The sequence below is a fragment of the Actinacidiphila guanduensis genome (genome assembly GCF_900103985.1).
Lineage (GTDB): Bacteria > Actinomycetota > Actinomycetes > Streptomycetales > Streptomycetaceae > Actinacidiphila > Actinacidiphila guanduensis.
Genome location: NZ_FNIE01000001.1, coordinates 667,445 through 681,360, shown reverse-complemented (window position 1 = coordinate 681,360; position 13,916 = coordinate 667,445). Strand labels below are relative to the sequence as shown.

The following is a 13,916-nucleotide window of genomic DNA, read 5'->3' as shown; positions in this document are numbered from 1 at the left end:
GAGGGAGGTGAGTGTATGCTCCTGCCGAGATCCAGGAGGGCTATATCCTGGGTGGAACACATGGAGAAGGAGGCCGCTGTTGGACGGCAAGCCCGTACTGGCGGCAGGAGATGTCCCTGCTCCCAGGCAGCAGACGGCCCCGCCGTCCGGCTCCTACCGGCCCGGGTACGAGGTGGTGGCCGAGCACATCCTCCAGCTCATCGCGGAGTTGGCGCTCCAGCCCGGTGACCGCATGCCCACCGAGAACGAGTTGGCGTCCCGTCTGGGCACGAGCCGGACCGTGGTGCGCGAGGCGATCAAGATCCTCTCCGCGATCGGCCGGGTGCGCGCGCAGAAGGGCCGCGGGCTGTATGTGGCCGACGACGTGGGCATGTTGGGGTCCTCGCGGTGGGCGAGCTTCTTCCTCCCGACCGACCTCGACCACGTCTACCGGCTGTTCGAGTTCCGCCGGGTGCAGGAGACGGCCGCGAGCCGTCTGGCCGCCTCGCGGGCGACCCCGGCGGAGCTGGGGGCCATCGAGACCGCGGCGGACGCCTGCCGCGAGGGGTTCGCGAGCGGCCGGTGGGAGCTCTTCGACCGGGGCGACGAGGACTTCCACATGAGCATCGCCGCCGCCTCGCACAACCCCTTCCTGGTCGAGGCCGTGCGCGAGGCGCGGCGCCTGCAGCACCAGTCGAGCACGATCGGGATGCGCGGCTCGGTGGGCGGCCACGCCGAGGAGGCCGTCGCGGAGCACGCGGCGATCTACCAGGCGATCCGCAGCGGCGACGCGGAGGCGGCGGCCACCGCCGCGGGCGTCCATCTGGACAAGACGCTGGAGGACTACAGGCGCGAGATCCAGCGCAGGGTCTTCGGCTGAGGCCGCGTCAGTGGCGCGTCGGTGACCGCGTCCGCGGCTGAGGACGTGGCCGAGGACGTGGCCGGGGACGGGGACCGCCGGACGCGCGGGTCCGGCGGTCGGGGCCGCCCGGCCGGGCGGGAGGTGACGCGCCCTATTGGGGTGCGAACGTCCACTCCAGGTTGGTGCTGCCGTCCCAGGTCCACTGCTTGACGGGAGAGCCGGAGGCGACCTGGCCGCCGCCGTCCAGGACGCGGCCGTTGCCGCGGTTCGTCAGGGTGCAGCGCCCGTTGCCGCGGTCGGTGATCTGCCACTGCTGGTTGCTGCCGCCGTTCCACGGTGCCTGCTGGGCGGGCGCTCCGTCGGCGGTCGCCCCGTAGCTGTCGGCGACCATGCCGTTGGTCCGGTTCACCAGCCGGTAGTACCCGTTGCCGAGGTCGACCGCCTGCCACTGCAGATTGGTGCTGCCGTCCCAGGTCCACTGCTTGAGCGTGCTCCCCGCCGCGACGTTGCCGCCGCTGTCCAGCGCGAGCCCGTCGGTGACATTGGTGATCCGGAAGTACGCCGCGGGGTCGAAGGTGACCTTCAGCGAGGTGATGGCGTCGTTGTTGCCCGAGGTGCGCAGGTCCGGGGCGTCGGCCGTGAAGGTCCACGCGGTGCCCGAGAAGCCGTCCCCGGAGTACCCGGTCACCTGCAGGCCCGCCGGCACCCGCAGCGAGGAGATCGTCCGCGCCGCGAGCCCCGCACTCTGCAGCTGGGCGGCGGTGTAGCTGCCCAGCGTCAAAGCGGCCGCCGTCCCCGCGTAGGAGACATCGCTGTAGGCGGTGGCCACGGTCCCGCCGGCCGAGCCGCTGCCCTGTCCGAGTGGCGGGATCTGCCCGGAGAAGGTGAACTTCAGGACGTACGCCAGGGCGCTGAAGGGGGCCGTCGCGGACGGCAGCGCGACGTGCAGCCCGTCGCTGCTCTGCGTCGGCGCCGGCAGAGCGATGTAGCTGCCCGCGGTGGAGCCGAGGAGCTGCGTCGAGACCAGCGAGCTCATGTCGATCCGGCCGGCGGCCAGGGTGGTGACGGTCGTGGACGCGCCCGGCCAGCCCAGGACGGTTGCGTACAGGACGGTGCCGGCCTTGTTGCGGGTGAAGCGGAAGTCCTTGTTCGTCCCGGCGACAGGGGCGGTGAACGAACCGCCGCCCATCTTCGTGGGACCCTCGCCGTACACCGTCCAGGCCCGCGTGGCGTAGAGGGACTCGCCGAACCGCTTGAGGTGGTCGCCGATGCCGAGCAGGACGGTGCGCTGGCCCTGGGGGATGGTGCCGTCGGCCATGGGGGCGATGTTGAGGAGCATGGTGCCGTTCTTGCTGATCCGGTCGATCAGCGCGTGCAGCATCTGCGTCGTGGAGTAGTAGCCGATGCCCTGGGTGTAGCACCAGCTGGAGCTGCTGATGCTGTCGTCGGTCAGCCAGTAGGGGCTGGTGATGTCCGCCGGGCCGCCGCGCTCGTAGTCGAAGACCTCGCCCTTGTTGTCGTACCCGTCCTTGTACGTGGCCACGACATCGCGGCCCCAGCCGAGGGCCTGGTTGTAGTAGTAGGACAGGAAGTCGAGCCGGCGGGACTCGTCGACCAAGGTGAGGTCGAAGTCCTCCCACAGGATGTCGGGTTGGGCCAGGTCCACCACCTCCTTGAGCTTGTCGAACCACAGCTGGTTCTCGCTGGCCGTGTCGAGCTGGCCGAAGAGCTTGCGCAGGCTCGTCGTCGGCTGGGTGGGCACGTGGTCGTAGTACCCGTTGAAGTTGTACGCGTGGTGCATGGCCACCAGCAGCTTCAGCCCCTTGCCCCGGATCGCGTCCCGGAAGAGCTGCAGCAGGTTCAGGCGCGGGCCGCGCTGGTAGGAGTTCCACTCGTTGACCGAGCTGTTCCACATCGAGAACCCGTCGTGGTGCTCGGAGACCGGACCGGCGAACTTCGCGCCGGCGTCCAGGAAGAGCTGGGCCCACGCGTCGGGGTCGAAGGCGCCGCCCTGGGACACCAGCTTGGGCGCGAACTGGACGTGGTTGCCCGCCTTGTCCTGCCCGCCGTCGATGAAGTTGTTGTAGGGCCACACCGACGGGTCGCCGTAGGTCGCCGTGTGGTGGGTGTTCGCGTTGCTGCCCGCGATGTACATGTTGCGCGGGTACCACTCGCTGTCGTAGGCGGGGACGCTGAAGGCGCCCCAGTGGAAGTAGATCCCGAACTTCGCGTCCTGGAACCACTCCGGCGCCGGCGGGTGCTGGTCGACGGACGCCCAGGTGGCCGAGTACGAGGAGGGGGCGGCGAGGGCCGGGGCGGCCCCGGCCGTGAAGTCGGCCGCCGCGGCGGCGGCGACCACGCCGGCGGCACTGGACAGGAAGACGCGTCTGCTGATCGACATGCTGGCCTCCGTTGGCAGCAGCGGAGGGCCCCGCACCCGCAGGGGCGCGCCGGCTCTCCTTGCATGTGGGGGGATGTCTGCGTATCGGGCTCCCGGCAGCGCGACGGCCTCGATGAGAGCGCGCACTTTCCGGCCGAGCCGACCCTGCCCGGAGCGCAGGGGAGTGCGCGCCTGTCAGCAGCGGTCGGCCTGCGCCGTGAATACACAGGTCATGCGGTACGTGCACCTGGAGCGTCGGATCGGTGAAGCCTTGTTCAGGGTGTCCCGTCCGGGTGGACGGTGGGACGCGTGCGTACGGGTGTCAACCGGTCGGCACCTCCGATTGTTAGCGCTCACTTCCGTGGTGCGGAACAGAATTCGTGCTTCTGGCGCGGATACATGGGATGACCGGCCACCACGGTGCTCCCGGCCGCGGGCGGTGTCAAGAGCCCCGTACGGCACGGCAGTCGGCGGGCTTCCCCGCGGCGCCGGGCTGCGGCGGCCGCGATGCGGCAGGGCGTCCGGGCCCCGTACGCGAAACCGCCCTAGCTCCGCGTGGCGGCGGCCTTTTCGGCCGGCGCGGCCCGGTGGGCGGGTGCGGCTCCGGTGCTGGAACGGAGCGAGACCGGCGGGGCGAGGAGGATGTGCCGCGGGGGAGTCGACGGCGACGCGATGCGCTCGACCAGCAGCGCCACGGCCTTGTCGCCCATGTCCAGCGCCGGCACGTCCGCCGCGGTGAGCGGCGGGCGGAAGTCCTCGGCCCACAGCGTGGCGGCCACCCCCGTCACCGAGAAGTCCTGCGGCACGACGAGACCGGCGTCGTCCAGAGCCCGCTGGATACCCGGCAGCGCGGCCTCGTTGATGGTGGTCAGGGCCGTGAGGTCCGGGTGCGCGTCCAGGAGCGCGGCGAGCAGGTCCTGCCCGGAGCGGGCGTCGTCGCCGCACGGGACGTCGATGCCCGTCACGCCGCGCTCCGCGGTCGCGGCGGCGAAGCCCTCCGCCGCCCGGAGCGCCGGGCCGTACCCCGCGGCCACGAGTTCGGGCGAGCGGTTCACCAGGGCCACCTTGCGGTGGCCCAGATCGGCCAGGTGGCGCACCGTATGGCGGATGAGCCCGGCGTAGTCGACGTCGATCCAGCACATCTCCTCGTCGCCGGCCGTGTGGCCGATGCCGACGAACGGCAGCCGGGCCTGCTGGAGCCTGCCCACGCGGGCGTCCTCGACGCGGATCTCCATCAGGATCACGCCGTCCACGCGGCGCTCGGAGATCAGCCGCTCGAACGACTTGTCGTGGTCGCCCCCGGACGGCGACAGCAGCACGTCCAGGTCGGCGCGTGCCGCGGCGTCGACCACGCTCGCGACGAAGTCCAGCTGCATGTGGTTCAGCCGGTTGCCGGCCGGCGGAATGACCAGGCCGATCGTCCGCGTGCGGCCTTCCTTGAGCGCCCGGGCGGTGGCGTTCGGCCGGTACCCCAACTCGTCGATCACGTCCTGGATGCGCTTGCGGGTGGTGGGCGCCACCGGCCGCTTGCCGCTGAGCGAGTACGACACCGTGCTGCGCGACACCCCGGCCCGCCGCGCGATCTCCCCGATGTTCATGCAACTCCTCAGAACGTCACCCGCACCTGGTCATCGTACCTCTCGCGAACCGGTTCGCCTGGCGTGGCCCCACGGACCGCCCCGTGGTGAGAGGTGCTGTCGGGCTCGGGTGCAGATGGTGCGGACTGGTGCAGGCAGCAGTCTTGACGGGAGTTGGCGTTCGCCCTAGGTTCGCGGTCGAACCGATTCGCGTAACCGATGGGCAACACCACCGCATCAATGGACGGCGTGTCAGAAGCCCCGGCGGGCCGGGGCGGCAGCCCAACCGAAGGAGACGGGTGCCATGAGCAGAACCACTCGACGGCGGATCGCCCTGTCACTGGCGGTCGTGGTGGCGGCGTCCACCGCCGCGGCGTGCGGATCGTCGTCCTCCGGCGGGTCCTCCGGTTCGGCGGGAGGCAGCGGCACCTACACCGTCTGGGACCCCTACCCGCAGTTCGACGGCAGCTCGGACTGGGCCAAGCTGCTCGACAGCTGCGGCACCCGGGCCGGTGTGAAGATCAAGCGCACCGCGTTCGACACGACCGACCTGACCAACAAGACCCTGCTCGCCGCGCAGCAGGGAAACCCGCCGGACGTCCTGGTCGTGGACAACCCCGTCGTGTCCACCCTCGCCGACGCCGGTGTCCTCACCAGCACGGCCGAGAACAAGATCGACACCTCGCAGGTGGAGCCGAACCTCCTGGCCGCGGGGCAGCTCGGCGGCAAGAGCTACGGCATACCCATCGGCGCCAACACCCTGGCGCTGTACTACAACAAGGACATCCTGAAGGCCGCCGGCGTCGCCCCGGCGTCGATCACCGACTGGGCCTCGCTGACCGCCGCACTGGCCAAGGTGAAGGCCGCGGGCAAGAAGGGCATCACCTTCTCCGCGATCGGCACCGAGGAGGGCAGCTTCCAGTTCCTGCCGTGGTTCTGGGGCGCGGGAGCACAGCTGACCGACCTCGCGTCGGCGCGGGCCGTCTCGGCGGTCACGCTGTGGAAGGACTGGCTGAAAAAGGGGTACGCGCCCAACTCGGTGATCAACAACACCCAGACGACCAGCTGGCAGGAGTTCGCCACCGGCCAGTACGCCTTCGCCGAGAACGGCACCTGGCAACTGGCCAACGCCAAGAAGGCCGGCTTCGGCTACGGGACGATCGCCATCCCCGCAGCCTCCGGAGGGACCGCGCCGGCCCCGACCGGGGGCGAGTTCGTCACCGTCCCCACCCAGAAGGACACCGGCCGGTACAGCACCTCGGACGCGATCGTGTCCTGCCTGACCGACGCGAAGAACCTGCTCGCCACCGACACCACGCTGTCCTACGTGGCCCCCACCACCGCGGTCCAGGACCAGCAGGTCGCGGCCGATCCCGCGCTGAAGGTGTGGGTGCAGGCGGTCCACGCGGCCAAGGGCCGCACCAGCGACAACCTGGGCACGAAGTACCCGAAGATCTCCGAGCAGCTCTGGGACGCGGTGCAGGCGGCCCTGACCGGGTCCAAGTCGCCGAAGGACGCCCTGTCCGCCGCCCAGTCCGCCGCCCGGTAGCGCCGTGCTCCGGGGCCCGGCCCGTCAGCGTCCAGGGCCTGTTCACCGAAGGACCAGACCACCCATGAACACCACCGCACAGATGCCGGACGCCTCCGCGGCGCCCGGCGGCGACGGGCCCGCGAAGCCCCGCCGCGACCCGGCCGGCACCGGGCGGGGAACACCGCGCAGGCCGCGTTCCCCGCAGTGGGCGGCCTGGGGGTTCCTCGCACCCGTCGTCGCCTACCTCGGCCTCTTCTACGCCTATCCGCTCTACCGGAACATCGACCTGTCCCTGCGCGACTACACCGTGCGCTCCTTCGTGCAGGGCGGCGCGCCCTTCACCGGACTCGGCAACTACCGCACGGTCTTCCGCGACCCGACCTTCGCCCCGGCCCTCGAACACACGGTGGTCTTCACGGCGGTCTCGCTGCTCTTCCAGTACGCGGCGGGCCTGGCCCTCGCGGTGTTCTTCTCGCAGCACTTCAGGCTCTCCACGACCCTGCGCGCCCTCTTCCTCGTCCCGTGGCTCCTACCGCTGATCGTGTCGGCGTCCACCTGGTCCTGGATGCTCAACAGCGACTCGGGCATCGTCAACTCGACACTCGGCTGGGCCGGCATCGGGCCGGTGAACTGGCTCACCTCGCCCAGCTGGTCGCTGGCCTCGGTGATCATCGCCAACATCTGGATCGGGATCCCCTTCAACCTGGTGCTGCTCCACAGCGGCCTGCAGGCCATCCCGGCCACCCTGTACGAGGCGGCGGCCCTCGACGGGGCGAACGCCTGGCAGCGCTTCTGGAAGGTCACCTTCCCGCTCCTGCGCCCCGTCTCCGCCGTCACCCTGCTCCTCGGACTCGTCTACACGCTCAAGGTCTTCGACATCATCTGGATCATGACCAAGGGCGGGCCCAGCGACTCCTCGACCACCTTCGCGACATGGTCCTACCGGCTGGGCTTCGGCACCCTCCTTCCCCAGTTCGGCCCCGGCGCCGCCGTCGGCAACATCCTCGTCGTCATCGCTCTGGCCTTCGGCCTGGTGTACATCCGCGCCCAGCGAAAGCAGATGAGTTCATGAGCGCCCACAGCCACGTTGGCACCCGCCCGCCCGCCGTCGTGCCGCGGTGGACCCGCAAGCGGCAAGGCCGCAGGACCTGGTGGAAGACCGCCGTGGGGCTGGTCCTCACCGCCGTGATGCTCTTCCCCGTCTACTGGATGATCAACGTGTCCTTCACCCGGGACCAGGACATGCGCAAGTCCCCGCCGGACCTGTTCCCCACACATGGCACCCTGCACGGCTACCGGCTGGTCCTCGACCAACAACTGCCCTACCTCGGCACCAGCCGGGCGATCGGACTGGGCACGGTGGCGGTCACCGTGGTCCTGGCCGCCCCCGCGGGATTCGCGCTGGCGAAGCTGCGGCCGTACGCGGGCGGCGTCGTCGGCTTCCTGATGCTGGCCGCCCAGATGATCCCCGGCATCATCATGGCGATGGGCTTCTACGCCATCTACCTCACCCTCGGTTTCCTGCAGTCGGTCCCCGGCCTGATCGTCGCCGACTCCACCCTCGCCGTGCCCTTCGCCGTCCTGATCTTCACCGCCTTCATGGCCGGAATCCCCGGCGAGCTGCTGCAGGCGGCCAGGACCGACGGCGCCGGGACCATCCGCACCTTCTGGTCCATCGTGCTGCCGATGAGCCGCAACGCGATCGTGACGGTCTCCCTGTTCGCCTTCCTCTGGTCGTGGTCCGACTTCGTCTTCGCCAGCACCCTGGACGGCGGGGGCGCGCACGAGCCCATCACGCTCGGCATCTACCACTACATCGGCAACAACAACCAGGAGTGGAACGCGATCATGGCGACCGCGGTGGTCGCGTCGATCCCCGCGGCTCTGATCCTCGTCCTCGCCCAGCGCTATGTCGCCGCCGGTGTGGCCGCCGGCGCCGTCAAGGACTGAGCCACGCCGGACCAGCGCACTCCGCCGCCCCGCCACACCAAAGGATCGAGCCCCCACCGATGTCCGTCACGTCCACCGGCTGCACGTACTCCATCGACGACATACCCTTCAGCTTCCACGGCTCCTGGTTCAACATCTCGCCCGTCCTCGCCCAGCACGTCAGAGCCGCCGATCTGCACCTCGTCTCCCACAAGAATGGGATGCACCCCGTCCTGCGGCTCGTCCCCCTGCGGCCCGCGAACGGCGAACGCGCGGAAACGGCCTGGGAGGCGACGCCCTCCCGGCTGGCCTGGATCGGTGACCCGGGACGGGTCGAGATGGTCTACGAGGGCGCCGACACCGTCCGGGTCCGCGGCGAGGGACTGGACCTGCTGATCTCCCCGGCCGCCGAGGAGCTGACGCCCTTCAGCGGGACCTACTTCTACCGCGACCCCGTCGACGGCTCCTACCAGTTCACGTCCTACGAGACCGGTCGCCGGTACCGGGTCACCCCCTTGGGCCGGTCCGTCGTCACCCAGACCGGGGCCGAGGGGCTGCGGGCGGTCACCAGGGGAGTCACCCTCTCGGGCCCGGACGGATGGGAGGCGGTGATCGAGGAGATCGACAGCGCCCGTCCGCCGTACGCGCCCGCGGCGGACTTCCCGACCGCGGCGGCCGGCAGCGCCCTCGCGTTCCGCGAGTTCGCCGAAGCGGTGGCCGGGGACGCGGCCGAGGACGCCCCCGCGGCTGAGCTGGCGGCCTACGTGCTGTGGTCGGCCACCGTCCGGCCCTCGGGCTTCGTCGGCAGACCGGCCGTGCTGATGTCCAAGCACTGGATGGACAAGGTCTGGAGCTGGGACCACTGCTTCAACGCGCTCGCGCTGGCACCCGGCATGCCCGCCCTGGCGTGGGACCAGTTCCGGCTCCCCTTCGACCACCAGGACGAGTCCGGCGCCCTTCCCGACTCGATCACCCACTCGGAGATCCTCTACAACTTCGTCAAGCCCCCTATCCACGGCTGGACGTTGCGGCGGCTCCGCGAGCGGATCGCGCGGCTCCCCGACGAAGCCGAACTCGCCGAGACCTACGGCCGGCTCTCGCGCTGGACGGATTTCTGGCTGACCGCCCGGCGCGCGCCCGGCCGGCTCCTGCCCCACTACCACCACGGCAACGACAGCGGCTGGGACAACGCGTCGACCTTCGACGCGCGACGGGTCCTGATCACCGCCGACCTCGCGGCCTTCACCGTCCTCCAGCTGGCCGAGCTGTCCCATCTGGCGCATCTGCTGGGACGGTCCGAGGCGGCCGAAGCCCATCTGCGCACAGCGGGCTCCCTGCAGGACGCCCTGATCGAGCAGTTGTGGACCGGGGAGAGGTTCATGGGCCGGTCCCCGCACACCGGCGAGCAGTCCACCAGCAGCAGCCTGCTGGACCTGATGCCCATCGTGCTCGGGGAGCGGCTGCCCCGCGAGGTGAGCGACCGGCTGGCGGAACGCATCGCCGGGCACCTCACGCCGTACGGCCTGGCCACCGAACACCCCGACTCGCCGCATTACGAGTCCGACGGCTACTGGCGCGGCCCCATCTGGGCGCCCTCCACGGTCCTGATCGAGGACGGCCTGCGGCGAGCCGGCCACACCGGTCTCGCCGACGAGATCAGCCGCCGCTTCCGGGCACTGTGCGAGAAGTTCGGCTTCGCCGAGAACTTCGACGCCCTGACCGGCGCCGGACTGCGGGACCGCGCCTACACGTGGACGGCCAGCTGCTACCTGCTGCTCGCCGACGACCACCGCCGGCGCACGGCCCGCGCCTGACCACCTGCACCGCACCACCGTCGATCACCACCGGATTCGGCGTCGCACCGGCGTCGCTTCGGTGTCGAATCGATTCGATCACCCACAAGGAGACTGGGAGCAGATGAGATGAGAGCGAGATCCCGCGCGCGCCGATGGGCCGCGGCCGTAGCCGCCGCCGTCGCACTGGCGCTGCCGCTCCTCGGCGTGCCCGGCTCGCCGGCCGTCGCCGACACCCCGGGCGTCCGCGCGCTCGGCGTCGACCTGTCCTCGAACGCCGGCCCGGCGGACGGGGTGGGCCTGGGCGTGCTCTACGGCGTGAGCCAGGACGGCAGCCAGCCCGACGACCAGTACCTCAAGCCCTTGAACCTCAACGCGTTCCGGGGCGGCGGATGGTTCTCCGGCGGCTGGATCAAGGACGACTACAGTTACGGAAGCGCCACCAAGGCCGACATCGCGTCCATCGTCGACCAGGCGAAGCGGCTGCGGAAGGCGCACGGGCCCGGCTTCCAGTACCAGGTCCTCCTGAGCGACCTCTACGGCGCGAACGCCGGTGAGCCCGCGGACACGCAGTGGCCCTGCGCCGACGGCGACTGCTCGAACTACGTCACCTTCCTCACAACGACGATCAAGGCCCTGGAGAAGTCCGGCGTCGACTTCTCCTACGACATCTGGAACGAGCCGGAGTTCTCGTTCTTCTGGGGCCCCGGCGTCAACACGCCGCAGTACTTCGCGATGTGGGACACCGCCTACCGGACCATCCGCAAGGTGGCGCCCGACGCGAAGATCGTCGGGCCGTCCTTCGCCTACACCCCGCAGCGGATGCCGCAGGAGTGGCAGACCTGGTTCGCGCACGTCCATGCGGAGCACACCGTGCCGGACGTGGTGAGCAACCACGACGAGGGCGACGTCGACGACCCGGTGACCGTTGGCCAGGCCATCGAGGACGACGCGCAGGCCGCGGGGCTCGGGCACCTGCCCCTGTCGGCCAACGAGTACCAGCCCGCCGACCGCCAGAGCGCCGGCGTGACCGCCTGGTACCTGGCCCGCTTCGCCCAGTCCTCCTACTCGACCGCGATGCGCGGCAACTGGGTCTGCTGCGAGATCCCGAACCTGACCGGGCTGCTCACCCAGACGGCCACCGGATGGGCGCCGAACGGCAACTGGTGGGCGATGCGCACGTACGCCGACATGACCGGCACGCTGGTGTCCACCTCCCACGAGGTCGGCTCGACCGCGATCTCCGCCGCGAAGGACCGGACGCACAAACGGGCGATCGCCATGATCGGCGACTCGGACGGCTACACCGGGCCGGCCTCGGTGACATTGTCCGGACTGTCGTCCGTACCGTGGCTGGTCAGGCACGGGAACGTCCATGTGACCGTCTACCGGATACCGGACCAGAGCCCGCTCTACGCGCGGCAGGTCGTGTACAGCAAGACCCTCAGCGCCGCGAGCGGCTCGGTCACCGTGCCCTTCACCTTCCAGTCCGCGCACGACGCCTTCGGCGTCTACCTGTCCTGGGACGACGCCCAGCAGGTCACAGTCACCGCTCCGGACACGCTGTCGGTCCCGGGCACCTACGACATCCCGGTGACCTTCTCCAACGGGAGCGGAGTCACCGACCGGGCCGTCCGGACGAAGCTCGCCGTCTCCTCGTCGGATCCCGCCGACGCCGCCGGCCTCACTGTCACCTGCAAGGGCACCACACGGCCGGTGTGCCCCCCGGTCGGGAGTCTCCCGCCGGGCGCCTCGACGACCGCCACCTACGAGGTGTCCGTGCCGGCGACGGCGGCCAGGGTCGGCTACCGCTTCACGGGCAGCGCCACGGCGGTGACCCCCGACGGGCCGGTGACGGCCCAGAACTCCGCCGATCTGACGGTCCCGTGCGGGATCGGCGACGTGTGCGAGGCCGAGACCGGGAACCTGACCGGCGGCGCGTGCTTCGCCGACGACCACCCGGGCAGCACCGGAACCGGGTTCGTCGCCTGCCTGACCAGCACGGGCCCGGGCGTCAGCCAGCAGTTCTCCGTACCGGCCGCGGGGACGTACACCTTCGACGTGCGGTACTCGGCCGGCCCGAGCGGGCCCGCCACCACCCGGACGGCGACGGTCTCGGCCGACGGAACTCCCCAGGGGCAGATCCAGTTGCCCCTGACCGGGAGCTGGGACACGTGGGCCGACGCCACCATCGCGGTGCACCTGTCGGCCGGCCTCAACACCGTAGGGGTGTCCGTGGGCAGCGGCGACACGGCCTGGTACAACATCGACCACTTCGTCCTCACCGGCGCGGCCGCGGACTGACGGTCCGCCGGCTGCCGCTCGTGGCCGGGCCGAGGGTTCCTCGGCCCGGCCACGAGGCCGAAATGCGGGCTGCCGGTGGCCTACCGGCGGCCCGTCAGCGGTCTGTCAGTGGCCGTAGTTCGCCGTGAGCCAGGAGGAGACGTAGTCGAAGGTCTCGGCCACGGTGTCGCCGAACTCGCCCGGTGTGGTCGCGCACGCCGTGCACGGGGTGAACCCGTGGGTGGCGCCCTCGACGAAAACGAGTTGCCTGCTCTTCGCGTGCGTCGCCGCGTTGTAGTACATCTCGGAGGGGACCAGCCAGTAGTGGCCGGTCATCGACATGATCAGCAGCGGGGTGCTGATGCCCTGGACGTTGTCCACCGTGGCGGTGTTGGTGGAGGACCAGTCGATACCGCTGATCGAGTCCGCCGTGATCTGCGGGTGCGGGGCGCGGATCGCGCCCACGGACAGGAACGACTGAGCGGTGAAGCCGCCCTTGCTGGAGTCCCAGGTCCCGTTGGAGTCCGCGGAGGCCGAGGGCACCCGCACGGAGTGCACGACCTGGGGCGCGCCGCCGTCGGGGTGCTGGGGGGAGAGGACGGGGTACTTTCCCCGGGTGTGGGAGAGCAGCGCGGTGTCCGCCTCCCACAGGCGGGCGCTGTCGCGGCCCACCGGCATCGGGGCGTCGTCCGTGTACTGCCCCTTCCCGGCGGCGATCTGCCGGGTCAGATGCTGCGCCTGGCCGATGAGCCCGTCCTCCCGGCTCGCCTGACCGGACAGGTAGCGGTCGATGAAGCTCTGGCTGTAGGCGGAGTCCCCTTGGGCGTTGTAGCCGTTGCGGGCGGCGAACATGTCCAGGGAGCCGTCGCGCGCCCGCAGGTTCGCCTCGTTCGTCACCGAGGCGTCGAGCGCGGTGAGGTCGGAGAAGGCGATGCCCGGGATCGCGTCGAGCAGGACGACGCCGTCGGCGGCGGGCAGGCCCGCGAGGTCGTCACCGCACGGGTCGAGGCGCGCGGCGGCCTGGCAGGCGGCGAGCCCGTTCTGGGCGACGTTCTGGTAGTAGGACATGATCGCGCCGCCGCCGGACCACCCGACAAGGACGACCTTCCGCACGGTGGGCAGGCTCCGCAGGTACCCCACCCCCGCGCCGACGTCGAGGGCCAGGTCGTCCCAGTGCGCGGCGGCCTGGTCGGCGTACTGGGACTTCACGCAGAGCACCGTGTAGCCGCGCTGTGCCAGCTGGACGCAGGGGACGCTGCCGATGAAGTCGTCGTTCTCGTGGGTCAGGAACAGGCCGGTGGACCGGTTCGGGCCGGGGTCGCTCGGCTGGTACAGGGCCCCGATCACCTGCGCCTTGCCCAGCAGCACGGTTGATGTGGTGTATCCGCCGGAGACCGAGGCGGAGTCAGTGGAGGCGTCGGCCGATCCGGACGAGCCGACCAGAGAGACCAGGAGCAGGACGCAGGCACCGAAGAGGCCGAAGAGGAAGGGCTTCCTCCTGGTGGATCTCGGTGGCCGTCCGGGGATGGTGACGGGTGCGGGCATGGACCGTGTCCCTTCTCGGCTGGAGGATCACGCGGTC

The 13,916-nt window shown here is 70.7% G+C and carries 9 protein-coding genes; 6 read left to right on the top strand and 3 right to left on the bottom strand.

Features of this window, described 5'->3' with window-relative positions:
• Window positions 1-97 precede the first annotated feature (97 nt).
• On the top strand, window positions 98-859 hold the full coding sequence (locus BLR33_RS02885; protein ID WP_218136606.1) for a FadR/GntR family transcriptional regulator: 762 nt from the start codon (window positions 98-100) through the stop codon (window positions 857-859).
• A 133-nt stretch (window positions 860-992) separates the two neighbouring features.
• On the opposite strand, the gene BLR33_RS02880 is transcribed toward BLR33_RS02885, so the two are convergent.
• Window positions 993-3,242: an alpha-L-fucosidase gene (locus BLR33_RS02880; protein ID WP_093782599.1), complete on the bottom strand. Its 2,250-nt coding sequence runs from the start codon at window positions 3,240-3,242 to the stop codon at window positions 993-995.
• A gap of 524 nt (window positions 3,243-3,766) precedes the next feature.
• Window positions 3,767-4,819 (bottom strand): LacI family DNA-binding transcriptional regulator, encoded by a 1,053-nt coding sequence (locus tag BLR33_RS02875; protein WP_093782598.1) that lies wholly within the window; start codon window positions 4,817-4,819, stop codon window positions 3,767-3,769.
• Window positions 4,820-5,102: 283 nt separating this feature from the next.
• Between BLR33_RS02875 and BLR33_RS02870 the strand changes: the two genes are divergently transcribed.
• The 5 genes from BLR33_RS02870 (at window position 5,103) to BLR33_RS02850 (ending at window position 12,355) form a co-directional block, all read left to right on the top strand.
• Window positions 5,103-6,347, top strand: a complete 1,245-nt coding sequence (locus tag BLR33_RS02870; protein WP_093782597.1) for a sugar ABC transporter substrate-binding protein — start codon at window positions 5,103-5,105, stop codon at window positions 6,345-6,347.
• Window positions 6,348-6,411: 64 nt separating this feature from the next.
• Complete coding sequence (locus BLR33_RS02865; protein WP_093782596.1) at window positions 6,412-7,401, top strand: carbohydrate ABC transporter permease; 990 nt, start codon at window positions 6,412-6,414, stop codon at window positions 7,399-7,401.
• Window positions 7,402-7,517: 116 nt separating this feature from the next.
• A complete protein-coding gene (locus BLR33_RS02860; protein WP_245771124.1) occupies window positions 7,518-8,279 on the top strand; it encodes a carbohydrate ABC transporter permease in 762 nt (253 codons plus the stop codon).
• Window positions 8,280-8,338: 59 nt separating this feature from the next.
• Window positions 8,339-10,072, top strand: a complete 1,734-nt coding sequence (locus tag BLR33_RS02855) for an amylo-alpha-1,6-glucosidase (protein ID WP_093782594.1) — start codon at window positions 8,339-8,341, stop codon at window positions 10,070-10,072.
• Window positions 10,073-10,180: 108 nt separating this feature from the next.
• Window positions 10,181-12,355 (top strand): carbohydrate-binding protein, encoded by a 2,175-nt coding sequence (locus BLR33_RS02850; RefSeq protein ID WP_093782593.1) that lies wholly within the window; start codon window positions 10,181-10,183, stop codon window positions 12,353-12,355.
• A 105-nt stretch (window positions 12,356-12,460) separates the two neighbouring features.
• Here BLR33_RS02850 and BLR33_RS02845 read toward each other — a convergent pair whose 3' ends face one another.
• Complete coding sequence (locus BLR33_RS02845; RefSeq protein ID WP_093782592.1) at window positions 12,461-13,879, bottom strand: dienelactone hydrolase family protein; 1,419 nt, start codon at window positions 13,877-13,879, stop codon at window positions 12,461-12,463.
• Window positions 13,880-13,916: the final 37 nt, after the last annotated feature.

Excerpts from the sequence above, each read along its gene's own strand:
- BLR33_RS02845 (WP_093782592.1), bottom strand. The coding sequence starts at position 13,879 with ATGCCCGCACCCGTCACCATCCCCGGACGGCCACCGAGATCCACCAGG.
- BLR33_RS02860 (WP_245771124.1), top strand. The coding sequence starts at position 7,518 with ATGCTCTTCCCCGTCTACTGGATGATCAACGTGTCCTTCACCCGGGAC.
- BLR33_RS02880 (WP_093782599.1), bottom strand. The coding sequence starts at position 3,242 with ATGTCGATCAGCAGACGCGTCTTCCTGTCCAGTGCCGCCGGCGTGGTC.
- BLR33_RS02870 (WP_093782597.1), top strand. The coding sequence starts at position 5,103 with ATGAGCAGAACCACTCGACGGCGGATCGCCCTGTCACTGGCGGTCGTG.
- BLR33_RS02850 (WP_093782593.1), top strand. The coding sequence starts at position 10,181 with ATGAGAGCGAGATCCCGCGCGCGCCGATGGGCCGCGGCCGTAGCCGCC.
- BLR33_RS02855 (WP_093782594.1), top strand. The coding sequence starts at position 8,339 with ATGTCCGTCACGTCCACCGGCTGCACGTACTCCATCGACGACATACCC.
- BLR33_RS02865 (WP_093782596.1), top strand. The coding sequence starts at position 6,412 with ATGAACACCACCGCACAGATGCCGGACGCCTCCGCGGCGCCCGGCGGC.
- BLR33_RS02875 (WP_093782598.1), bottom strand. The coding sequence starts at position 4,819 with ATGAACATCGGGGAGATCGCGCGGCGGGCCGGGGTGTCGCGCAGCACG.